The following is a 21,721-nucleotide window of genomic DNA, read 5'->3' as shown; positions in this document are numbered from 1 at the left end:
AAGGGCACTCTGCTTGTTCCTGGGCCCCCGCCTTCGCGGGGGAACTAGCCGGGCAGCGCTACTTGGACCGCCCCCCAGCGTCCGTTAGGCAAGGATGCCACCGCAAAACGCCGAGCAATCTGCTCCCTCTCCCCTTCGGGGAGAGGGTCGGGGTGAGGGGTGCCGCGAGCGCTGCCTTCCCAACCGCCCCTCACCCAACCCTCTCCCCAGAGGGGAGAGGGCTAACCGCGGCTCAAGCTCACCCGTCGCTGGCGCGCTCGATATCCGCGCCCACAGCCGACAGCTTCTCTTCCAACCGCTCATACCCGCGATCGAGATGATACACGCGCCCCACCGACGTCTCGCCGTCGGCCGCGAGACCCGCCAGGATCAAGCTCATCGACGCACGCAGATCGGTCGCCATCACCGGCGCCCCGACCAGCTTGTCGACGCCGCGCACCACCGCGGTCCGCCCACGCACCTGGATATCCGCACCCATCCGCGCCAGCTCCGGCACATGCATGTAGCGGTTCTCGAAGATCGTCTCGGTCAGCACGCTGGCGCCGTCTGCCTTGCAGAGCATCGCCATGAACTGCGCCTGCATGTCGGTCGCGAACCCAGGGTACGGCGCAGTCGACAGCGTCAGCGGCTTCAGCACGCCGTCCGATGAAACGCGCACGCCGTCCTTGGTCGGCGTCACCGACACGCCCGCCTCGACCAGCGCGTCGATCGTCGCCCCCATGTCGGGGATCGCCACGCCGACCAGTTCCAGGTCACCGCCGGTGATCGCCGCCGCGCAGGCATAGCTGCCCGCCTCGATCCGGTCGGGCATCACCGCATAGGTCGCGCCGTGCAGCCGGTCGCGGCCCTCGATCGTCAGCGTCTCGGTACCGATCCCGTCGATCGACGCGCCCATCGCGACGAGGCAGTTGCACAGGTCGACGATCTCGGGCTCGCGCGCGGCGTTCTCGATCACGCTCGTACCCTTGGCGAGCACCGCCGCCATGATCACGTTCTCGGTCGCGCCGACCGACACGATCGGGAAGCGGAAGCGTCCGCCGGGCAGGCGCCCACCTGGCGCGATCGCCTTCACATAGCCCGCCGCCATCTCGAGCTCGGCACCGATCGCCTCCAGCGCGCGCAGATGCAGGTCGATCGGGCGATTGCCGATCGCACAGCCGCCCGGCAGCGACACCGTCGCCTCGCCGCCGCGCCCGAGCAGCGGCCCGAGCACGAGGATCGACGCGCGCATCTTCCGCACGATATCGTACGGCGCCTCGGTCGAGGTCAGATTGCCCGCGCGGATCGTCATGACCCGACCGAAATCCTCGGGCCGCGTGCCCTGGATCGCGGTCGACGCGCCCAGCTGGTTGAGCAGGTGGCCGAAACCGTCGACATCCGCCAGCCGCGGCAGATTGCGCAGCGTCAGCGGCTCTTCGGTCAGCAGCGCGCACGGCATCAGCGTGAGCGCGGCGTTCTTGGCGCCAGAGATGGGCAAGCGCCCGGACAGGCGATTGCCGCCGCGAATGAGAATACGGTCCATTCCGGGTGTCTATCGCGGCTGACGTTCTGCGCAAGGGCCGCGCACCGATCGGGCGACAGGCGGACGGTGCCTGGGGGTCCAGTCCCGCATTGGGACCGGCTGATCGCTTCAGCGCCGCTAACACCCCGTGCTTGATCGACTTTAATGCGCGGAAATCCCAGCTTTGCTCTGTGGTTCTCGAACATTGGGGACCATTACAGAGTGCCGGACAGCTGCTTCGCCGACCGCATCGGCGATCTCATCGACCTGTCGATGAACGAGAAGGCTGCGTTAGCGCGGTTGGAGGAGCGCCCGCGTGACTTGCGGCGTGGAGCCCTTCTCGTGCGCGAAAATGATCCGCAGGCCGAAATCTACATCCTGCAACGCGGTATGGCGATGAGCTATGTGTTGCTCGACGACGGCAGCCGCCAGATTTTGCGCTTCCTCTATGCCGGCGACATGCTGGCGGTCTCGGCGCTGGTGTATCGCGATTCGCCCGAGACGGTGGTCGCGCTGACCGACTGCACGGTGTGCCCGTTCGATCGCTCGGCGATGACCAGCCTCGTCACCGATCACCCACGGCTGTCGGCGATCATCATGGTCATGAACCAGATGGAGAAGGTCGCGCTGACCGACCGCCTTGCAGCACTCGGCCGGACCTCGGCCAAGGCGCGGATCGCGGCTTTGCTGCTCGAGATGCGCAACCGGATGCGAATGCGCGACCGCGCGATGGGCAACAGCTTCATGCTCGGCCTGACGCAGGAGGAGATCGGCGACGCCACCGGGCTCACCGCGGTCCACGTCAACCGCATGCTGCGGCAGCTGGAAGAGGATGGGTTGATTCGTCGCGAAGCCGGACGCGTGACGTTGCTCAATGAGACGACGCTGGCGCAGGCGGCGAATTATATCGATCGGTTCGAAGGGCTTGACCTGCGCTGGCTCCCGCCCGCGCGGTAACCTCTTATCCTCCCGCGGCGGGGGAGGGTCAGATCACACGGTGACCATCACGCCTTCTCGAGCGTGCACTGCAACGGGTGCTGGTTCTGCCGGGCGAAATCCATGACCTGGCTCACCTTGGTCTCGGCCACCTCGTAGCTGAACGTCCCGCACACGCCGACGCCCTTCTGATGCACATGCAGCATCACGCGAGTCGCGGCCTCCATATCCATGCGAAAGAAGCGCTGGAGGCACAGCACGACGAATTCCATCGGCGTATAGTCGTCATTGAGCATCAGCACGCGGTAGGGCGTCGGCTGTTTGGTCTTCGTGCGCGTCTTGGTCGCGATGCCGGCGCCGGTGCCGCCATTGCCATCCTCGCCACCATCGTCGCGGCGCTCGGCCATCATCGCGGCCAGCTTCATTTCGGGGGTCAACACCATGCTGCCAAAATATGGCATGCCGGGGGGCAAGGGCAAGGGGGCGACCGCAAACGTCGCACGAAATCCGCAAACGCAAAAGGGGCGACCGTCGCACGACGGCCGCCCCTTTCTCATCACCTGCCGCCCGAAGACGGCATCGCGTAGCTTACGCCGAGATCTTCATCTTGTCGGTCGCGACCGCAACGCGGTTCGAGATCGGCTGTGCGAACTCGCCGAACATCTTGAGCATCCGCTCGGTCGAACGCGAGCCCTCGGCGATCATCGTGTCGAACGCGGTGCGCGCATAATCGCCCTGCAGCTTCATGAACTCGGTCGGCGACTTGGCGGCAGCGAGCGTCTTGGCGGCTTCGGTCGCGCTCTCGAACGACGTCTTGGCGTATTCGGCGGCGTCCTGGCCGAGCGCCTCGACGTTCTTCGCGGCGATCTTCGACGACTCGACGAGCGCCTCGATGTTGCCCTTGCCGAAGGCGACGAAATCTTCCGCCATCTTCGCCGACTTCTCCATCGCGCCCTTGGCCTGCTCGTTGAACTCGGCAGTGTTCGCGCCCGTAAAGAGGGCTTTGGTCTTCTCGGTGATGCTCTGGATCGTATCCATCATGGCGTCCTTTGTTTCGCTGGCAGGGATCCCCGTTGGCGCGCTGGCCGGAATCGGGGCGGGAATGTCCGTGTGCGGCGATACAAAAACAGCCGCGAGAGGTTGAGGTGCCGGCGTCTTGGCGATCGGCTCGGGTGCCGGTTTCGCCGGCTTGGCGACAGTCCGCGCGGAGGTGCCGGCCATGGCGGCCTTTGCGGTGGCGGCTTGCTTCGAACCGGCCTTGGCCGTCCGTTTCACGATATCCACCATCCACGCACCTCTCTTCGGAGTTATGTCGTGATCTTTGTACACGTTTCGTGGCACTGCACAACGAAATTGTGCAGTGCACCATGACGTGAACGGAAGGCAGCGCTATCGGGCTCTAACATACTCGCCAGGGGCATCGCCAAGAGCCGCGAGCACGCCAGCGCCGGGTTGCCTAACCCCTTCCGCCGATATCGTTTTCGGCTCCACGGCGCGCACCCACGCAATCCAGTCGGGCCACCAGCTTCCCTTGGTCTCCGTCGCCCCCGCGACGAAGTCCTCCAGCGTCGTATGCGCCGAGGGATTGGTCCAAAACTGATACTTTCCGGCCGCCGGCGGGTTCACGACTCCGGCGATGTGCCCCGACCCTGCCAGCACGAACTTCACCGGCCCGGCGAAAAGCTGCGTCAGCTTCCACACGCTCTCGGCCGGGGCGATATGATCCTCGCGCCCCGCCTGGACATAGCTCGGCGTCGTCACCGTGGTGAGGTCGATCGGCGTGCCGTCGACCGTGATCGCGCCCTTCGCCAGCAGATTGTCGCGGTACAGGTCGGTCAGATAGCTCAGATGCCATTTCGCGGGCAGGTTCGTCGTGTCGCCGTTCCAGTGGAGCAGGTCGAACGGCACGTAATCCTGGCCGAGCAGGTAATTCTGCGTGACATAGTTCCAGATCAGGTCACGCCCGCGCAACAGGTTGAACGTCGTCGCCATGTAGCGCCCATCGAGAAACCCCTCGGGCGAGAGCGACGCGACCATCTTCAACTGCTCGTCATCGATGAAATGCTGCAATTCGCCCGCCTGCGCGAAATCGACCTGCGCGGTGAAGAACGTCGCACTCGCGACCTTGCCCGCCTCGCCGCGCGCCGCCAGCAGCGCGAGCGTCGCCGCCAGCGTCGTCCCCGCCACGCAATAGCCGATCGTGTGCACCGCGGGCACCTTCAGCGCAGTTCGCACCGTGTCGATCGCATCGACCTGCGCGGCGACGTAATCGTCCCAGATCACGTCCTTCATGCTCGCATCGGCGGATTTCCACGACACCATGAAGACCGTGATGCCCTGTTCGATCGCCCAGCGGATGAAGCTCTTTTCCGGCGTCAGGTCGAGGATGTAGAACCGGTTGATCCAAGGCGGGAAGATGACGAGCGGCGTCGCCAGCACCTTGGGCGTGGTCGGCGTATATTGGATCAGTTCGTAGAGTGGCGTGCGCTTGACCACCTTGCCCGGCGTCATCGCGAGATTACGGCCAAGCTCGAACGCGCCGTCGGGGGTATGCGTCACCTGCCCGCGGGCAAGATCGGCCATCATGTTCTGCAAGCCTTTGAGCAGACTCTCGCCGCGCGTTTCGATCGTCTTCTCGATCACCTGCGGGTTGGTCAGCGCGAAGTTGGTCGGGCTCATCGCATCGACGAACCCCTTGGTCGCGAACCGCAACTGCTCCTTCTGCTTGGCGTCGAGCCCGTCGACCGCCTCGACGCCGCGCAGCATGTGGTCGCCGATCAGTTCGTAGCTCTGGCGGATCAGGTCGAACACGGGTTCGCGCCACTGCGGCGCCTTGAAGCGCTTGTCGGTGACCGGCGCGGGTTCGGCCGCCTTGGCGGGATCGAGGAACCGCTGCCACAGCGTCAGGCTCTCGCTCCAGAAATCCCGCGCCCGCTCCAGCGTGGCGGCATCGGTGAAGCCGGGAATCGCCGGGATCCCCTCGGGCTTCGCCTGCATCGCCGCCAAGCCCTGCTCCATCATCATCTGCTGCGCGCGCCCCATCACCCAGGTCCAATGCTGGAGATCGGGGAGGCTTGGAATAGGAGGAGTTTCGGCCATGACGTCCTCTGCTTTTTCCGGAGCTTAGCCGAGCGATCGGCCGAGCGGAAGGATAAGTCGATTCAAGCGCGCTCGCCGCTACTCCTGTCGGTCATCCTGACGAAAGTCAGGACCGAGGGCCGCAAACGCCGACGCCCGTAACCCTGGGTCCTGACGTTCGTCGGAATGACGGAGGATGTGTGGCGTCGCTCGTCTTCCGCCAACCCCAATACCCGAGCTTTCGCACCGGCGACGAATGAGGCGGATGACGCCTCCCCTCGCCTGCGGTACAGCATCCCCTCCTCCAGCTTGAGGCTGATCATGTCCGAAGATTTCTACCGCATCAAACGCTTGCCCCCCTATGTCATCGCCGAAGTGAACGCGATGCGGGCGGCGGCGCGCGCGGGCGGGGAGGACATCATCGATCTCGGCATGGGCAATCCCGATCTGCCGCCGCCCGAGCACGTCATCGAAAAGCTCGTCGAAGTCGCGCGCAAGCCCAGCGCGCATGGCTATTCGCAGTCGAAGGGCATTCCCGGCCTGCGCAAAGCGCAAGCCAATTACTACGGCCGGCGATTCGGCGTCGACGTCGATCCCGAGACCGAGGTCGTCGTCACGATGGGCTCGAAGGAAGGGCTCGCCAGCCTCGCCACCGCGATCACCGCGCCCGGCGACGTCGTGCTTGCGCCCAACCCGTCCTACCCGATCCACACGTTCGGCTTCATCATCGCCGGCGCGACGATCCGCGCGGTGCCGACGACGCCGGACGAGGCGTATTTCGAGAGCCTCGAGCGCGCGATGGCGTTCACCGTCCCTGCGCCGTCGGTGCTGGTGATGGGCTATCCGTCGAACCCGACCGCGGAGGTCGTCGATCTCGCCTTCTACGAACGCGTCGTCGCGTTCGCCAAGAAGCACAAGCTCTGGGTGATCTCGGACCTCGCCTATTCGGAGCTGTATTACGACGGCAAACCGACCCCCTCCATCCTCCAGGTGCCGGGCGCGAAGGACGTCGCGATCGAGTTCACCTCGCTCAGCAAGACCTATTCGATGGCCGGGTGGCGAATGGGCTTCGGGGTCGGCAACAAGACGCTGATCGCGGCGATGACTCGCGTGAAATCCTATCTCGATTACGGCGCGTTCACGCCGATCCAGGCCGCGGCCTGCGCCGCGCTCAACGGCCCGCAGGATATCGTCGCGCGCAACCGTGAGCTGTATCACAAGCGCCGCGACGTGCTGGTCGAGAGCTTCGGCCGCGCTGGCTGGGATATTCCCTCGCCTGCCGCGAGCATGTTCGCCTGGGCGCCGCTGCCGCCCGCCCTCGCGCATTTAGGCAGCCTTGAGTTCACCAAACAATTACTCACGCACGCTCACGTCGCGGTGGCCCCAGGGGTGGGCTACGGCGAAAATGGCGAGGGCTATGTGAGAATCGCGATGGTCGAGAACGAACAGCGGCTCCGCCAGGCGGCGCGCAACGTGAAGAAATATCTCCAGTCGATGGGCGTCAACACGCCCGCGCGCGGCGCCGGCTAACGCGCCGACGTGGATATCAATCTGTTGTATTCGGTGGCCGGCGTGCTCGTCGGCCTCATCGTCGGACTGACGGGGGTCGGTGGCGGATCGTTGATGACGCCGCTGCTGGTGCTCGTCTTCGGCTTCCACCCGGCCACCGCGGTCGGCACCGACCTGCTCTACGCCTCGGCGACCAAGACGGTAGGCACGACCGTGCATGGCTGGCGCGGGACGGTCGACTGGCGCGTCGTGCGGCGGCTCGCGACCGGCAGCGTTCCCGCGGCGATCGCGACGTTGCTCATGCTTAACCATCTCGGCGAGAAATCGTCCGACACCGGCCATGCGATCACCGTCATATTGGGCGTGACGCTGATCCTGTCGGCGGTGGCGACGTTCCTGCGCGCGCGGATCGTCGCGTGGCTGACGCCGCGCGTCGGCACGGTCCACGGCGAGCGTCAGGCGATGCTGACGGTCCTGCTCGGCGCAGTGCTTGGCGTGCTCGTCTCGCTGACGTCGGTCGGTGCCGGCGCGCTGGGGATGACCGCCCTCCTGATCCTGTACCCGAAGCTGCCGATCAACCGGCTGGTCGGCTCGGACATCGCGCATGCCGTGCCGCTGACTCTGCTCGGCGGGATCGGTCACTGGATCCTCGGCTCGGTCGACGTCAACCTGCTCGTGTCGCTGCTGATCGGCTCGATCCCCGGGATCGTCGTCGGCAGCCTGATCGCAACGCGCGTGTCGGACCGCGTTCTGGTGCCGGTGCTGGCGACCGTGCTGGCGATCGTCGGCATCCGCCTGGTCATCTGACATGCGCCCGGGTTTCGCCTTCTCGACGCGGTTTCGCGTGCGCTATGCCGAAATCGACGGCCAGCGCATCGTCTTCAACTCGCGCTATCTCGAATATGCCGATGTCGCGGTCACCGAGTTCTGGGACTGGACCGGGATCGCTACGGCCTTGCCGGAGGTGTGGCCCAGCACCGAGTTCAACGTGCGCCGCACCGAGATCGATTATCTGAAGCCGTTCCGCCTCGGCGATACGGTCGAGGCGTTCGTGCGGATCGAGAAGCTCGGTACGTCCAGCCTTACGAAGCGGTTCGAACTGGCGCATGCCGAGACGGGCGAACTGCATACGGTGATCACGATGGTCAGCGTACATGTCGATCTGGAAACCGGGCGGCCGGTGCCGCTGCCGAACGCGATCCGTGCGGTGCTGGAGGCGCTGCCCGACGCCTGAGCCGTCCTCCCCCGCACAGGCCCCTCCCCGGCGGAGGCCGGGGCCCAGGTGGAAAGGTCGCGGTAACGACGCGCAACGCTTATCAGCGACGTCCCCCAACTGGGCCCCGGCCTCCGCCGGGGAGGGGCCTCTCGGGCAAATGGCTCCGCCCCCTACTCCGCTGCCGCCGCTTCGGCCTCTTCCCCCGCAACCTCGCCCGGTAGCGCCCAGATCAGGTCCCCCTTCCCCAAGACGCGCCCGTCATGCGCGCGCACCGAGACCGGCTGCAGCGGCCGCCGATCGCGCGCGTCGACCAGGATCGGGAACGCAGGCACGCACGTCTCCCACCGCTCGCCCCATTGCCGGAGCGCGATCATCGTCGGCAGCAGCGCGAAGCCCTTGTCGGTCAGGCCATAGGCGATCTTGCGGCGGTCCTCCGGGATCGGCTGCCGCTCCAGGATCCCGTGCTCGACCAGCCGCGCCAGCCGGTTCGCCAGGATATTGCGCGCGATGCCGAGCTCCGACTGGAACTCCTCGAAATGGTGCAGGCCGTTGAACGCCGCGCGCAGGATCAGGAACGACCAGCGCTCGCCCATTGCCTCCAGCGCGGCGGGCAGGCTGCATTCCAGCAATGGTTCGCGCAATTTGCCCATCACGTCATCCTCGTCCGTGGGCAAGCGTACCGCATATGCCACAGAAGCGAAACGCCCCACGCATTCGCCACTCATGCAGCCATTAGATCACAGTGATCCGACGCTTTTTGTTGCCAAAAGTCCTTCCCCGGCCCCATCTACGATCCGTGTTGCGCCAATATGAACTGGTCGATCGCGTCCTCGACTACGATCCCGACGCCGACGAGGCCCTGCTGAACCGCGCCTATGTCTTCTCGATGCAGGCGCACGGGAGCCAGAAGCGCGCGTCCGGCGATCCGTATTTCAGCCACCCGATCGAGGTGGCGGGCATCCTCACCGACCTGCATCTCGATGCCGAGACGATCGCCACCGCGATCCTGCACGACACGATCGAGGACACGGTCGCGACGCCCGAGGAGATCGAGCGGCTGTTCGGTGCGTCGGTCGCGCGCCTCGTCGACGGTGTCACCAAGCTTTCGAAGATCGAGGCGCAGACCGAGAACGAGCGCGCCGCCGAAAATCTGCGCAAGTTCCTGCTCGCGATGTCGGACGACATCCGCGTGCTGCTGGTCAAGCTCGCCGACCGGCTGCACAACATGCGGACGCTGCACCATATCGCGAAACCCGAGAAGCGCCGTCGCATCGCCAAGGAGACGATGGACATCTACGCGCCGCTCGCCGAGCGGATCGGCATGTACGAGTTCATGCGCGAGATGCAGTCGCTCGCGTTCCAACAACTGGAGCCCGAAGCCTCCGAATCGATCAACCGCCGTCTCGAACAGCTCAAGAAGGGCGATGGCGACCGGATCGCCAAGATCGCCTCCGGCCTGAAGCTCGTGCTCGCGCGCGCCGGCGTCGGGGCCGAGATTTCGGGGCGCGAGAAGCATCCCTATTCGATCTTCCGCAAGATGTCGGAGCGGCACATCAGCTTCGAACAGCTGTCCGACGTGATGGCGTTCCGCGCGATCGTGCCGACCGAGGAGGATTGCTACCGCACGCTGGGCATCATCCACCAGCGCTGGCCGATGGTGCCGGGGCGGTTCAAGGATTACATCTCGACGCCCAAGCGCAACGGCTATCGCTCGCTGCACACGTCGGTCATCCATGCCGACAGCGCGCGCATCGAGATCCAGATCCGCACCGCCGACATGCACGCGCAGGCCGAGTTCGGACTGGCGGCGCACTGGGCATACAAACAGCAGATCAACGGCAGCGATCGGCAGGTCAGCTGGATCCGCGACCTGGTCGAGATCCTCGATACGGCCGAGAGCCCCGAGGAGCTGCTCGAACATACGCGCATGGCGATGTACACCGATCGCATCTTCGCGTTCACGCCGAAGGGCGAGCTGATCCAGCTGCCCAAGGGCGCGACCTCGATCGACTTCGCCTATGCGGTGCATACCGACCTCGGCGACCAGGCGGTCGGTGCGAAGGTGAACGGCCGTGTCGTGCCGCTGTCGACGGTGATCGAGAATGGCGACCAGGTGCAGATCCTGCGCTCGAAGGGCCAGTCGCCGCAACCGCAATGGCTGAACGTCGCGACCACCGGCAAGGCGCTCGCCGCGATCCGCCGACATCTGCGCCAGAAGGAGCGCGTCGAGCAGATCGCGCTGGGCCGGACCTTGTACGAGGACATCGTCACGCGACTGCCCGCGCAAATCGGCACCGATGCGCTGAGCCATGCGCTCAAACGGCTGAAACTGCCCGACGAATCATCGCTGATGGTCGCAATCGCGCGACGCACGCTGTCGGACGCCGCAGTCATGGAAGCGCTGATGCCGGGGTCGGCGGGCGCGGACGTCACGCATGCGCTGGCACCGCAATCGAGCGCGATCTCGATCAAGGGCCTGACCCCCGGTGTCGCCTATGATCTCGCAACCTGCTGCCACCCGGTGCCGGGCGACCGGATCGTCGGCCTGCGCCGCCCCGATGCCGGGATCGAGGTCCACGCGATCGACTGCAAGGTCCTCGCCGAACTCGCCGAGCGATCGGAGAACGAGACCGACTGGGTCGACGTGGCCTGGGGTGACGAGACCGAGGGCGCGGTCGCGCGGATATCGGTGATGGTGAAGAATGAGCCGGGCTCGCTCGGCATCGTCTCGACGATCATCGGGGGGCACAAAGCCAACATCATCAACCTGCGGCTCGATACGCGCGACAAGAGCTTCCACACCAACGAGATCGATGTCGAGGTGCACGACGTGCAGCAGCTGATGCGGCTGATGGCGGGGCTGCGCGCGGCGGACGCGGTGCACACCGTGGAGCGGGTGTAGAAACATCCGACGATGACGGCGAGCGCGGCGGACGCTAGACGGGGGCGATGAACCGTCCCTCTCTCTCTATCGTCGTCCCCTGCTATAACGAGGCCGCGTGCCTCGACATCCTGCACGCCCGCATTTCCGGCGCGGCCAAGGTCGCGGTCGGCGACGATTACGAGATCGTCCTGATCAACGACGGCTCGCGCGACGACAGCTGGGACGTGATGCAACGCCTCGCCAGCGCCGACCAACGGTTGGTCGCGATCAACCTGTCGCGCAACCATGGCCATCAGCTGGCGCTCACCGCGGGGCTCGATCTGTGCGCGGGCGAGCAGATCCTGATCATCGACGCCGATCTGCAGGATCCGCCCGAGCTGCTGTCCGACATGCGCGCGGCGATGGCGGCGAGCCAGGCCGACGTCGTCTATGCGGTCCGCCGCCAGCGCGCGGGCGAGACGGTGTTCAAGAAGGCGACCGCCGCCGCCTTCTATCGCCTGCTGACTCGGATGACCGAGACGCCGATCCCGCTCGACACCGGCGATTTCCGGCTGATGAGCAGGCGTGCGCTGGATGCGTTCCTGAGCTTGCCCGAACAGGCGCGCTTCATCCGCGGCATGGTCGCCTGGATCGGCTTCCGCCAGGTCCCCTTCCCCTATGATCGCGCCGAGCGGCTCGCGGGCGAGACGAACTACCCGCTCGCCAAGATGATCCGCCTCGCCTTCGACGCGGTCACCGGCTTCTCGACCGCGCCGTTGCGGTTTGCCAGCCATGCGGGGCTCGCGCTGACCGGCGTGTCGCTGCTGCTGTTCGTCTATATCGCGATCGGCTGGCTGTCGGGCAGCGCGGTGCAGGGCTGGACCTCGACGATGCTGGTCACCGTGTTCCTGGGCGCGGTGCAGATGTTCGTGCTGGGGATGATCGGCGAATATCTCGGCCGGCTCTACGTCGAATCGAAGCGCCGGCCGCTGTATATTGTGGCGGACATCGCCGGCCCGATCCAGGGCAAGGCAACCCTGGGGTTCCGCGCGGAGCCGGTCGAGGCGGCGCAGGCACCTGATGGCCCCCTTCCCGTCCGCATCGACTGACGAACGCCGCCAAGCCGATCGCTGCACCACTTGCGCAACAGCACCACCCCGGCGAAAGCCGGGGCCCAATTGGAAAGGTCGCAGTAACGAGACGCCGTCCTCGGTCGGCCAAGTTCCCCAATTGGGCCCCGGCCTTCGCCGGGGTAGTGATTGCTTGGTGCGTGCTTGCCAATTCGGGGAGTTGCGCCACGCCCTATTCCGTTCGTGCCGAGTAGAGACCGACTGGCTCCGTAAGGAGCGTATCGAGGGGTCGTATCGAGGTATGGGTTCCGCGCGCCAAATACCCTTCGATACGCCGTCCCTATACGCGGCTTCGCAGCTACTCGACGGCTACTCAGGACGAACGGAAGAGGGCGCGCAGATACCTCGATCGCTACCGCGTTACCGCCAGCGTCACGATCGAAACCCCCGGCGTCATCGGCACGCGCCCGACCAGATGCCGCTCTAGCCGGAAGATCGTCTCGAACAACGCATTCACCAGCTTGGGCGGCGGGGAATCGTCGCTGTCGTCGCGCCCCGTCATCCGCCCGGCAATCCGCGCCGCCGCCGCCAGCGGGAACAGCAGCGAATTGAAATAACCGAGCTTCTCGGGCTTGAGCCCCGCCGTCTCGATCGCCGACTGCAACGTCGCCTTCGAATAGCGGCGGTGGTGGTGGTTCACCGTGTCGTGTGCGCTCCACATCCACTGGTGCGCCGGCACCGCAATCAGGATCTTGCCACCGGGCGCGAGGCAATCTGCCATCGCCTTCAGCGCGGCGACGTCGTCCTCGATATGCTCGACCACGTCGAGCACCGCGATCAGGTCGTAATGCGCGCGGGGCACGCCCGGCAGCTCGGGCAAAGGCGCCGCGCCGACGGGCTTGCCGAGCCGCTCGCTCGCGATCTCGCGCGCCGCCGGGTCGATTTCGATCGCGTCGATGCTGCCGAACTCCGCCAGCATCGGCAGGTTATGTCCGGTGCCGCAGCCGATCTCGAGGATCTTGGCGTCCTTCGGCAACGCGCCGTAGCGGGTCAGGTAGTCGGCGAGAATGTCGCGGCGCGCGCGGTACCACCAATGCGTGGAATCATGCGCGGCCATGCGGTCGTAGACGATGCGGTCCATCAGTAGTTCGCCCAGTTCGTTGGAAGCATCAGTTGAAAACCCAGAAACGGTTGAGCAGGAACGTCACGATCGCGGCAAGAAAGACGGCAGGGATCAGCGGGATCCACGGATGCAAATGGAGCAGCGCCGTACCGATCCAGGTGATGACCGCATTGAGCGCGAGCCCCGAGCCCTGGACGATCACGAACTTGACGTGGCGCGCCGCCCCCGGCGCCTTGGCATGTCCCTTGAAGCTCCAGCGGCTGTGCAGGAAGAACCCGACCACCACCGCGACCGCGAACGCGAACGGCACCGCGGCCACCGCCTGGCGCGGCGGGAAGACATAGGCGGTCAGCGGCAGGTAGACGAGCGAGTACACCACGCTGGAAATGCCGCCGGCGATGCCGAAGCGCACGAGCTGGCCCAGCACCCCGCTCGCCCGCATCTGCTCCATCTGTCGCCAAATCGCCTGCATGCCCGCCTTGTTCTTTTACCCTCCGGCGATCGCGCCGGTGCCTTGTTCTTTACGGGCACCGCGATAGAGCGACGCTTGAGATACGCCCGCGCATCTAGAGTGCGTGCGGGCTGGAGGAAAGCGTTTTGGATCAGGCACCACTTCAGCGGCGGACGTTGCTGGACGAACTCGATCGGCATTGGATCGCGTTGACGCTGCTCGCCTGGGTGGCGGTGGCGGCGTGGTCGATGGTCGATCGCTGGGGCCAGGTCCGCTGGCTGTCGCTGGGCGATACCGACGACAACATGCGGCTGATGCAGGTCCGCGCGCTGCTCGATGGGCAGGGCTGGTACGATCTGCGCAACTACCGGCTGAACCCGCCGGTCGGGTTCGACATCCACTGGAGCCGGATCGTGGACCTGCCGATCGCCGGGCTGATCCTGTTCTTCCGTTTGTTCACCAGCAACAGCTGGGCGGAGCGGCTGGCCTGCGGGATCGCGCCGCTGCTGCCGTTGTCGATCGCGATGCTCGGCATCAGCGCGACCGTGCGGCGGTTGATCAGCCCCTATGCCTGGCCCCTCGCGGTCGTGTTCATGGTCGGCGCGACCGCCACGATGCTGATGTTCATGCCCGAGCGGATCGATCATCACGGCTGGCAGCTGGCGATGCTGAGCCTGACGGTCGCGGGCCTGTGCGATACGAACGGCCGTCGCGGTGGCGCGATGGTCGGTATCGCGAGTGCGGTATCGCTGTCGATCGGTCTCGAGCTGCTGCCCTATGCCGCGATGGCAGGGGCGATCATCGCGCTGCGCTGGGTTTGGGATCGGTCCGAGGCCGAGCGTTTGTCGATCTATGCGCTGACGCTGGGCGGGGGCAGCACGCTCGGGTTCGCGCTGTTCGCGTCGAACGCCAACCAGGCGATGCGCTGCGACGCGCTGACCCCGGTGTGGCTGAGCGTGATGATCGCGGCGGGCATGCTGCTGTTCCTGCTCGCACGGTTCGGGCCCGCGTCGCGCGGCATGCGACTGGCGCTGGCGGTCGCGGCCGGTGCGGCGATCGTCGTCGGCTTTGCCCTCGTCTTCCCGCAGTGTCTTGGGCGGCCCGAGGGCATCTCGCCCGAGCTGCAGCGCAACTGGCTGAACAATGTCCGCGAGGCCAAGCCGATCTACAAGCACAGCTTCCGCGTCGGCTTCGCGCTGGCGACGCTGCCGATCATCGGCCTGATCGGCGCGATCATCGCCGCCTGGCGCGCGCGGCGCGATCCGCGTGCCGTCGGCTGGGCGGCGGTCGCGCTGTTCACCGCGTTCGCCTGCGCGATGCTGCTGTGGCAGGTCCGCGCCGGGCCCGCGGCGCAGCTGCTGGCTATTCCGGGCGCGACGGCGCTGGCCTGGCTGATCATCCCTCGATTGCTCGGCAACCGATCGATCGCGGTGCGCGTGCTGGGGACGGCCGCCGCGTTCCTGATCGTCTCGGGCATGTTCGCCGGGATGGTGCTCAAATACCTGCCGATCGACCGGCCCAAGCCGTATGAGAAGCGCGTCAACATGGCGACCGGCGACTGCCTGCGCACGACCGTGCTGATGGCGCTCGACAAATACCCCGCGCAGACGATCTTCACCTTCGTCGACATGGGGCCGCGGCTGATCACGATCACGCATCATGATGCGATCGCCGGGCCCTATCACCGCAACGGCGATGCGATCCTCGACGTCCAGCACGCGTTCGGCGGGACGGCGGACCAGGCGCATGCGATCATCAGGCGGCACGGCGCGACGATGCTGCTGCTTTGCCCGAACGCGGCGGAGTCGACCAACTACAAGGCACGCAGCCCGAAGGGATTCTATGCGCAGATGGCGAAGAACGAGGTGCCGGCGTGGCTGACGCCGCTACCGTTGCCGCGCAAATCGCCGCTGCGGTTGTTCAAGGTGGATTGATCGGTTCTCCTGCGAACGCAGGAGCCCAGGGTAACGAATGACACCGTCTGTAATCCTGGGCTCCTGCATTCGCAGGAGAACGACCTAGCGCAGGACTTCGGTCAGCCCGTCGATCACGAACTGCACCGCCAGTGCCGCCAACAGCACGCCGAGCAGGCGGGTGATCACCGCCTCGATCTTCGCGCCCAGGATCCGCATGATCGGCCCCGCGGCCAGCAGCGCGACCAGCGTCAGCAGCAGGATCGTCACCATCGCCGCGAGCACCACCGCCGAGCGCTCGATTCCGCTGTTGCGGCTCATCAACAGCATCACCGACGCGATCGAGCCCGGCCCGGCGATCATCGGCATCGCCATCGGGAAGATCGAGACGTCCTCCGCCTCAGGGTCGCTGGCGACCTTCGCGGCGCGATCCTCGCGGCGCTCGGTGCGCTTTTCGAACACCATCTCGAGCGCGATCAGGAACAGCATGATGCCGCCGGCAATGCGGAAGCTCGCCAGGCTGATCCCCAGCCCTTTCAGCAACGCCTCGCCGAACAGCGCGAACACGAACAGGATCGCCGCCGACACGCCGACCGCACGGATCGCCATCGCCCGCTTCTGGAGCGCCGACGCGCTCGCCGACAGTCCGGCATAGATCGGCGCGCAGCCCGGCGGATCGATGACCACGAAGAACGTGATCAGCGACGAGATGTAGAGTTCTATCACAGGCTCGACTCCTCGATCGCAACGCCTTCGCGGCGCCCTGCCGAGACCAGAGTATTGCGCAGCAGGCACGCGATCGTCATCGGCCCGACGCCCCCCGGCACCGGCGTGATCGCACCCGCGACGTCGACCGCGCTCGCGAAGTCGACGTCGCCGACCAGCCCCGTCTCGGTCCGGTTGATGCCGACGTCGATCACGGTCGCGCCGGGCTTCAGCCAGTCGCCCTGGATCATCTGCGGGATTCCTACGGCAGCGACGACGATATCGGCGCGGCGGATATGCGCGGGCACGTCCGTCGTCCGGCTATGCACGACGGTAACGGTGCAGCTTTCGCGGAGCAGCAATTGCGCCATCGGCTTGCCGACGATGTTCGAGCGCCCGACGACGACCGCCTCGAGCCCGCTGAGGTTCGGCAACACGCTCTTGAGCAGCATCACGCAGCCGAGCGGCGTGCAGGGCACGAACCCCGGCAGCCCGGTCGCGAGACGGCCCGCGTTGATCGGGTGGAACCCGTCGACGTCCTTGTCGGGATCGATCGCCGATATCACCGCCTGCTCGTCGATATGCTTGGGCAAGGGCAGCTGGACCAGGATGCCGTCGATCGCCGGATCGGCGTTCAGTGTCGTGACCAGCGCGAGCAAGTCGTCGGCCGACACGTCGGCGGGCAGCCGGTGCTCGATGCTCTCCATCCCAGCCTCGCGCGTCGCCTTGCCCTTCGAGCGGACATAGACGTTCGAGGCGGGATCCTCGCCGACCAGCACCACGGCAAGGCCGGGCGCGCGGCCCGCCTGTGTCCGAAAGGCGGTGACGCCGTCTGCGATACGGGCCCGGAGGCCGGCGGCGAAGGCCTTGCCGTCGATGATGGTCGCGCTCATGCCCGCGGCCCATAGAGCGCGGACGCGATTTCCGCCAGCGTAGCGACGTCACCGGCGATGCGCAGGCGCTTCAGCCGGGCGGTTTCACCCGAGACAAACGTCACCGCGCGCTTTGGCACGCCGAACGTCTTGGCGACCAGCGCGATCAGCGCGGCGTTCGCAGCGCCGTCCACCGGCGCCGCCGCCAGGCGCGCCGCGAAATGCGCGTCGGTCCCGGCGGTCAGCGCGTCGCGGCCGCCGCGCGGCGTGACCCGGACGGCGATCGCCAGCCCGTCAGCCAGTGCGCGCCATGCCGGTTGCTGGCTCAATAGGTCGCGACGAGGTAATTCTGCGCGATGTTCGGAATGACGATGTTGCTGAGGATGTAGAGGATCAGCAGCACGACGAGCGGCGACAGGTCCAGCGCGCCGAAATCGGGGAGCACGCGGCGGATCGGACGATACATCGGCTCGGTCATGCGCTGCAGTGCGGTCCACACGGTGCGGACGAAATCGCTGTGCGTGTTGATGACGTTGAACGCGATCAGCCACGACAGGATCGCCTGAACGACGATGATCCACCAGATGACGGTGAGCAGCAACTGGACGATCTGAAGAAGGGCGATCAAGGCAAGGGTCTCCGCTGGTGTGTTGCCGATATAAGGGGGCGGGGGGAGAACGAGAAGCCCTGTGGTGTCGCTGGTCAGTGTCGCGAGTGGGCGCACGAGGATGTGCGCTGCACCGCGGCCCCAACCCTCGTCATCCTGGGCTCGACCCAGGATCCAGAGCCACAAACGTCACCCTAGCGGCTCTGGATCCTGACTTTCATCAGGATGACAGGCGTGGGGCGACGTCGCGAGACGCTACCGCGAGCGCCCGTTCGCACTCACCAGCGTACCCGCGCCCTGCTTGGTGAAGATCTCCAGCAGCATCGCATGCGGCACCCGGCCGTCGATAATGACCGCGGCGTCGACACCCGATTCGACCGCCGCGACGCAGGTATCGAGCTTGGGGATCATGCCACCCGTCACCGTGCCGTCGGCGCGCAGTTCGGCGATCCGCGCCGGATCGAGATCGGTCAGCAATTCGCCCTGCTTGTCGAGCACGCCGACGATATCGGTCAGCAGGAAGAAGCGCGCGGCGCCCATTGCCGCGGCGATCGCGCCTGCCATCGTATCCGCATTGATGTTGTAAGTGTGACCATCGGCGCCGATGCCGATCGGTGCGATCACCGGGATGATGTCCGCCGCGATCAGCGTGTCGAGGATCGTCCGGTCGACCGCGATCGGCTCGCCCACGAAGCCCAGGTCGACATGGCGTTCGATTCCCTGCAGCTTGTCCGGCTCGCGGCCATGGCCGACCTTCTGCGCGAGGACGAGGCCGGCATCCTTGCCCGAAATGCCGACCGCGCGGCCGCCCGCCTGCCCGATCCAGCCGACGATTTCCTTGTTGATCGAGCCCGCGAGCACCATTTCGGCGATCTGCGCGGTTTCCGCGTCGGTCACGCGCAGGCCGTCGACGAAGCGCGATTCGACGCCTAGCCGCTTGAGCATCGCGCCGATCTGCGGCCCGCCGCCATGGACGACGACCGGGTTGATGCCGACCGCCTTCAGCAGCACCATGTCCTCGGCGAAATCGCGCTGCAATTCCGGGTCGCCCATCGCGTGGCCGCCATATTTCACGACGAACGTCTTGCCGGCGTACCGCTGCAAATAGGGCAGTGCCTCGGTGAGCGTTTCCGCCTTGGCGAGCAGGGCGGGATCGGGCGTGTGATCGGTCATCGCGCTCCCTTAGCCAGTGCGGGGGATTAGCGAAAGCAGGACCGCATATCATCAATTCCGTCATCCTGACGAAAGTCCCGATCCAGGCTAACGGGCGGCGTCCCTCGTGGCTCTGGATCCTGACTGTCGCCAGGATGACGGGTTAACCCCGGTCCAGCCGCCGCCCCAGTCGCACGAAGAACGTGATCATGAACGGCACCAGCACGATCGACAGCACGACCTTGGTGAGCATCTGCCCCTCCATCAGGCCGAGGATCGGCCGTTCGCCGAGGAACGAGATGGTGATGAACAAAATCGTGTCGATGATCTGCGAAATGATGCTCGCGATCATGCCGCGCAGCCAGACGAGCTTGCCCTCGCCGCTGCCGACCTGTCCCGACAGCTTCGAGAAGATCAGCACGTTGAGCGTCTGCGAGATCCCGTAGGAGATCAGCCCCGCGATCATCATCCGAGAGCTTTGTCCGACGACCACCGGGAACGCGTCGACCGCGGGCGGGTACATCCCCGGATCGTGCGGCAATGCCAGCACTAGGTGGATCAGCGCCGACGACACCAGCAGGGGAATGAAGCCGAGGCGTACCAGGAACGTCGCAGTCTTCTGGCCGTGCAGTTCGGAAATCGCGCTGCTCAGCACCACCAGCAGCAGGAAGCCGAAGATCCCCGCCTCGACTGCAAGCGGGCCGAGCGCGACCTGCTTCACCCCCAACACGCCGGCAATGCACACCATGCCGCCGTACAGGACCGAAAAAACGAAGAGCGAACGCGGGAACGCGGGAACAGGCTTATCCATCGCCGGGGACGCTAGCGAAAACGCGCGCGCCGTCAAATGACTAGCGACCCCGATAGGACTAGCGATGGGCGCGGCGGCGTGTCATGTCGGTCGCTTGCGCGGCCGGGGGGCGGCGCGTGTCAGTTAAAAATGCAGGGCGTCCATGGAAAGACTAGTCATCGGCCTTGCGGGCATCGCCGTCATCCTCGGCATTGCCGTGCTGCTGTCGAGCGATCGCCGGGCGATCCGCCTGCGCATCGTCGGCGCCGCCTTCGCGCTGCAGGCGGGCATCGCCGTGCTCGTGCTGTATTCGAGCTTCGGCAAGGTCGTGCTCGGCGAGATGTCGGGCGGCGTCGCCAACCTGCTCGGCTATTCGCAGAAGGGCACCGAATTCCTGTTCGGCAAGATGGCGACGCCCGAAATCGGCGGCCAGAGCTTCGCGATCGCCGCGTTGCCGGTCATCATCTTCTTCGCCAGCCTCGTCTCGATCCTCTATTATCTCGGCATCATGCAGTTCGTCGTGCGCTGGGTCGGCGGCGGGATCGAGAAGGTCATCGGCGTCTCGAAGGTCGAATCGCTGTGCGCGGCCGCGAACATCTTCGTCGGTCAGAGCGAATCGCCGCTCGTCATCCGCCCCTATCTCGCAGGCCTCACGCCGGCGCAGCTGTTCACGGTGATGACCAGCGGCATGGCCGGCGTCGCCGGCACCATCCTCGCGGCGTACGCGTCGATGGGGATCCGCATCGATTATCTGCTCGCCGCCAGCTTCATGGCCGCGCCCGGTGGCATCCTGATGGCCAAGATCATCATGCCCGACCGCGTGACGCCGCCCGAAGGCGAACTCGCGCTCGGCGACCTGCCCGGCGAATCCTCGGCAGGCGAGCCCATGCCGCAGGCGACGCACGACGAGGAAAAGCCCGCCAACCTGATCATGGCCGCCGCGCAGGGTGCGCAGACCGGCGTGCGCCTCGCGGTCGCGGTCGGCGCGATGGTGTTGGCGTTCGTGGCGCTGGTGGCGCTCGCCAACGGCCTGCTCGGCGGGCTCGGCAACATGATCGGCCTGCCCGGGCTCAGCTTCCAGGGCCTGCTCGGCTATGTCTTCGCGCCGATCATGTTCCTGCTGAACGTGCCCTGGGACGAGGCGGGGATCGCCGGCGGTCTGTTCGGGCAGAAGATCGTGCTGAACGAATTCGTCGCCTATATCTCGCTCGGCACGCAGCAGGGGCTGAGCGCACGCACGATCGCGGTCATCACCTTCTCGCTGTGCGGCTTTGCGAACTTCTCGTCGATCGCGATCCAAATGGCCGTCACCGGCAGCCTAGCGCCCAACCAACGCCCGATGATCGCCAAGCTCGGCCTGCGCGCACTGGCCGCGGGCAGCCTCGCCAACCTGATGTCCGCAGCGCTCGCGGGCCTTCTGATCGGCTGAGCCGCCACCCGTCCGCCGTCCCTCTTCCGCAGTCCGTCGCCCCTCTTCCGTCGCCCCTCTTCCGCAGTCCGTCGCCCCTCTTCCGCAGTCCGTCGCCCCTCTTCCGTCGCCCCTCTTCCGTCGCCCCTCTTCCGTCATCCCGACGTTCGTCAGGATGACGAGCGCTGAGATGACAGGCATGGCAACGATGCCCGGCGCCCAAACGCAATGGAGCCCGCCACCTTCCGGCAACGGGCCCGACGAAAACCACCTGGCGGGGGTGGGGGAAAAGCGAGGCAGCTATCTCGCGTGAAGTCGCGATTACGGCAGCATCACCGTATCAACGACGTGGATCACACCGTTCGTCGTCCGTCGTCCCTCTTCCGTCATCCCTCGTCCGTCGTCCCTCTTCCGTCATCCTGACGAAAGTCAGGATCCAGGGTAACGAACGCTACCCTTTATGGCTCTGGGTCCTGACGTTCGTCAGCAGGACGGAAACCGAGACGACACGCCCGGCGCCCAAACGC

At 66.1% G+C, this 21,721-nt stretch carries 21 protein-coding genes; 8 read left to right on the top strand and 13 right to left on the bottom strand.

What is annotated here, in order from left to right; genetic code table 11:
• Positions 1–238: 238 nt before the first annotated feature.
• Positions 239–1,522 (bottom strand): UDP-N-acetylglucosamine 1-carboxyvinyltransferase, encoded by a 1,284-nt coding sequence (murA, locus tag HMP09_RS14075; protein ID WP_176500883.1) that lies wholly within the window; start codon positions 1,520–1,522, stop codon positions 239–241.
• A 252-nt stretch (positions 1,523–1,774) separates the two neighbouring features.
• On the opposite strand from murA, the gene HMP09_RS14070 reads away from it, so the two are divergent.
• Positions 1,775–2,458: a Crp/Fnr family transcriptional regulator gene (locus HMP09_RS14070; protein WP_232090885.1), complete on the top strand. Its 684-nt coding sequence runs from the start codon at positions 1,775–1,777 to the stop codon at positions 2,456–2,458.
• Positions 2,459–2,505: 47 nt separating this feature from the next.
• Here HMP09_RS14070 and clpS read toward each other — a convergent pair whose 3' ends face one another.
• The 3 genes from clpS to HMP09_RS14055 all read right to left on the bottom strand — a co-directional run bounded on the left by clpS (position 2,506) and on the right by HMP09_RS14055 (position 5,536).
• Positions 2,506–2,844: an ATP-dependent Clp protease adapter ClpS gene (gene clpS / locus HMP09_RS14065; protein ID WP_176501785.1), complete on the bottom strand. Its 339-nt coding sequence runs from the start codon at positions 2,842–2,844 to the stop codon at positions 2,506–2,508.
• Positions 2,845–3,025: 181 nt separating this feature from the next.
• Positions 3,026–3,721 (bottom strand): phasin family protein, encoded by a 696-nt coding sequence (locus HMP09_RS14060; RefSeq protein WP_232090326.1) that lies wholly within the window; start codon positions 3,719–3,721, stop codon positions 3,026–3,028.
• A 105-nt stretch (positions 3,722–3,826) separates the two neighbouring features.
• Complete coding sequence (locus HMP09_RS14055; protein ID WP_176500881.1) at positions 3,827–5,536, bottom strand: PHA/PHB synthase family protein; 1,710 nt, start codon at positions 5,534–5,536, stop codon at positions 3,827–3,829.
• Between the two features lie 300 nt (positions 5,537–5,836).
• On the opposite strand from HMP09_RS14055, the gene HMP09_RS14050 reads away from it, so the two are divergent.
• From HMP09_RS14050 to HMP09_RS14040, 3 genes are read left to right on the top strand one after another with little or no spacing between them, the layout of a single operon-like run.
• Positions 5,837–7,045, top strand: a complete 1,209-nt coding sequence (locus HMP09_RS14050; protein WP_176500880.1) for an LL-diaminopimelate aminotransferase — start codon at positions 5,837–5,839, stop codon at positions 7,043–7,045.
• Between the two features lie 9 nt (positions 7,046–7,054).
• Positions 7,055–7,831 carry a sulfite exporter TauE/SafE family protein gene (locus HMP09_RS14045; RefSeq protein ID WP_176500879.1) on the top strand — a complete coding sequence of 259 codons (777 nt, stop codon included), beginning with the start codon at positions 7,055–7,057 and terminating at the stop codon, positions 7,829–7,831.
• A 1-nt stretch (position 7,832) separates the two neighbouring features.
• Positions 7,833–8,258: an acyl-CoA thioesterase gene (locus HMP09_RS14040; protein WP_176500877.1), complete on the top strand. Its 426-nt coding sequence runs from the start codon at positions 7,833–7,835 to the stop codon at positions 8,256–8,258.
• Between the two features lie 152 nt (positions 8,259–8,410).
• On the opposite strand, the gene HMP09_RS14035 is transcribed toward HMP09_RS14040, so the two are convergent.
• Positions 8,411–8,890 (bottom strand): winged helix-turn-helix transcriptional regulator, encoded by a 480-nt coding sequence (locus tag HMP09_RS14035; protein WP_176500875.1) that lies wholly within the window; start codon positions 8,888–8,890, stop codon positions 8,411–8,413.
• 146 nt (positions 8,891–9,036) lie between these two features.
• On the opposite strand from HMP09_RS14035, the gene HMP09_RS14030 reads away from it, so the two are divergent.
• Both HMP09_RS14030 and HMP09_RS14025 read left to right on the top strand, forming a co-directional pair.
• Positions 9,037–11,142: a RelA/SpoT family protein gene (locus HMP09_RS14030; RefSeq protein ID WP_176500873.1), complete on the top strand. Its 2,106-nt coding sequence runs from the start codon at positions 9,037–9,039 to the stop codon at positions 11,140–11,142.
• A gap of 47 nt (positions 11,143–11,189) precedes the next feature.
• Entirely contained in the window at positions 11,190–12,212 is a 1,023-nt protein-coding gene (locus HMP09_RS14025; RefSeq protein ID WP_176500871.1) for a glycosyltransferase family 2 protein, read from the top strand.
• A 373-nt stretch (positions 12,213–12,585) separates the two neighbouring features.
• On the opposite strand, the gene HMP09_RS14020 is transcribed toward HMP09_RS14025, so the two are convergent.
• Together HMP09_RS14020 and HMP09_RS14015 are read right to left on the bottom strand one after the other, a co-directional pair.
• Positions 12,586–13,314: a class I SAM-dependent methyltransferase gene (locus HMP09_RS14020; protein ID WP_176500870.1), complete on the bottom strand. Its 729-nt coding sequence runs from the start codon at positions 13,312–13,314 to the stop codon at positions 12,586–12,588.
• 28 nt (positions 13,315–13,342) lie between these two features.
• Positions 13,343–13,768: a GtrA family protein gene (locus tag HMP09_RS14015; protein ID WP_176500868.1), complete on the bottom strand. Its 426-nt coding sequence runs from the start codon at positions 13,766–13,768 to the stop codon at positions 13,343–13,345.
• 125 nt (positions 13,769–13,893) lie between these two features.
• Between HMP09_RS14015 and HMP09_RS14010 the strand changes: the two genes are divergently transcribed.
• Positions 13,894–15,681 carry an AcrB/AcrD/AcrF family protein gene (locus HMP09_RS14010; protein WP_176500866.1) on the top strand — a complete coding sequence of 596 codons (1,788 nt, stop codon included), beginning with the start codon at positions 13,894–13,896 and terminating at the stop codon, positions 15,679–15,681.
• Positions 15,682–15,765: 84 nt separating this feature from the next.
• Here the strand turns inward: HMP09_RS14010 and HMP09_RS14005 are convergent, their stop codons facing one another.
• From HMP09_RS14005 to HMP09_RS13980, 6 genes are all read right to left on the bottom strand, one after another.
• Entirely contained in the window at positions 15,766–16,386 is a 621-nt protein-coding gene (locus HMP09_RS14005) for a MarC family protein (protein WP_176500865.1), read from the bottom strand.
• Entirely contained in the window at positions 16,383–17,258 is an 876-nt protein-coding gene (folD, locus tag HMP09_RS14000; protein ID WP_176500864.1) for a bifunctional methylenetetrahydrofolate dehydrogenase/methenyltetrahydrofolate cyclohydrolase FolD, read from the bottom strand. Before folD ends, HMP09_RS14005 begins: the two co-directional genes overlap by 4 nt.
• Positions 17,255–17,566, bottom strand: coding sequence for a DUF167 domain-containing protein (locus HMP09_RS13995; protein ID WP_176500863.1), 312 nt, complete (start codon positions 17,564–17,566; stop codon positions 17,255–17,257). Before HMP09_RS13995 ends, folD begins: the two co-directional genes overlap by 4 nt.
• Positions 17,563–17,865 (bottom strand): YggT family protein, encoded by a 303-nt coding sequence (locus tag HMP09_RS13990; protein WP_056066456.1) that lies wholly within the window; start codon positions 17,863–17,865, stop codon positions 17,563–17,565. Before HMP09_RS13990 ends, HMP09_RS13995 begins: the two co-directional genes overlap by 4 nt.
• Positions 17,866–18,099: 234 nt before the next feature.
• On the bottom strand, positions 18,100–19,017 hold the full coding sequence (gene argB / locus HMP09_RS13985) for an acetylglutamate kinase (protein WP_060526005.1): 918 nt from the start codon (positions 19,015–19,017) through the stop codon (positions 18,100–18,102).
• Positions 19,018–19,159: 142 nt separating this feature from the next.
• On the bottom strand, positions 19,160–19,807 hold the full coding sequence (locus tag HMP09_RS13980) for a queuosine precursor transporter (RefSeq protein ID WP_176500862.1): 648 nt from the start codon (positions 19,805–19,807) through the stop codon (positions 19,160–19,162).
• 142 nt (positions 19,808–19,949) lie between these two features.
• Between HMP09_RS13980 and HMP09_RS13975 the strand changes: the two genes are divergently transcribed.
• Positions 19,950–21,215 carry a NupC/NupG family nucleoside CNT transporter gene (locus HMP09_RS13975; protein WP_176500861.1) on the top strand — a complete coding sequence of 422 codons (1,266 nt, stop codon included), beginning with the start codon at positions 19,950–19,952 and terminating at the stop codon, positions 21,213–21,215.
• The last annotated feature ends 506 nt before the right edge of the window (positions 21,216–21,721 follow it).

Origin of the sequence: Sphingomonas sp. HMP9 (genome assembly GCF_013374115.1) — a bacterium.
Taxonomy (GTDB): domain Bacteria; phylum Pseudomonadota; class Alphaproteobacteria; order Sphingomonadales; family Sphingomonadaceae; genus Sphingomonas.
Note: the sequence above shows the minus strand (reverse complement) of the source record. Positions and strands in the feature narration are given on the sequence as shown.

Bases quoted from the DNA above. Each gene is read 5' to 3' on its own strand.
- murA (WP_176500883.1), bottom strand. From the start codon at position 1,522: ATGGACCGTATTCTCATTCGCGGCGGCAATCGCCTGTCCGGGCGCTTG.
- HMP09_RS14070 (WP_232090885.1), top strand. From the start codon at position 1,775: ATGAACGAGAAGGCTGCGTTAGCGCGGTTGGAGGAGCGCCCGCGTGAC.
- clpS (WP_176501785.1), bottom strand. From the start codon at position 2,844: ATGGCCGAGCGCCGCGACGATGGTGGCGAGGATGGCAATGGCGGCACC.
- HMP09_RS14055 (WP_176500881.1), bottom strand. From the start codon at position 5,536: ATGGCCGAAACTCCTCCTATTCCAAGCCTCCCCGATCTCCAGCATTGG.
- HMP09_RS14050 (WP_176500880.1), top strand. From the start codon at position 5,837: ATGTCCGAAGATTTCTACCGCATCAAACGCTTGCCCCCCTATGTCATC.
- HMP09_RS14040 (WP_176500877.1), top strand. From the start codon at position 7,833: ATGCGCCCGGGTTTCGCCTTCTCGACGCGGTTTCGCGTGCGCTATGCC.
- HMP09_RS14035 (WP_176500875.1), bottom strand. From the start codon at position 8,890: ATGGGCAAATTGCGCGAACCATTGCTGGAATGCAGCCTGCCCGCCGCG.
- HMP09_RS14025 (WP_176500871.1), top strand. From the start codon at position 11,190: ATGAACCGTCCCTCTCTCTCTATCGTCGTCCCCTGCTATAACGAGGCC.
- HMP09_RS14020 (WP_176500870.1), bottom strand. From the start codon at position 13,314: ATGGACCGCATCGTCTACGACCGCATGGCCGCGCATGATTCCACGCAT.
- HMP09_RS14015 (WP_176500868.1), bottom strand. From the start codon at position 13,768: ATGCAGGCGATTTGGCGACAGATGGAGCAGATGCGGGCGAGCGGGGTG.
- folD (WP_176500864.1), bottom strand. From the start codon at position 17,258: ATGAGCGCGACCATCATCGACGGCAAGGCCTTCGCCGCCGGCCTCCGG.
- argB (WP_060526005.1), bottom strand. From the start codon at position 19,017: ATGACCGATCACACGCCCGATCCCGCCCTGCTCGCCAAGGCGGAAACG.
- HMP09_RS13980 (WP_176500862.1), bottom strand. From the start codon at position 19,807: ATGGATAAGCCTGTTCCCGCGTTCCCGCGTTCGCTCTTCGTTTTTTCG.
- HMP09_RS13975 (WP_176500861.1), top strand. From the start codon at position 19,950: ATGGAAAGACTAGTCATCGGCCTTGCGGGCATCGCCGTCATCCTCGGC.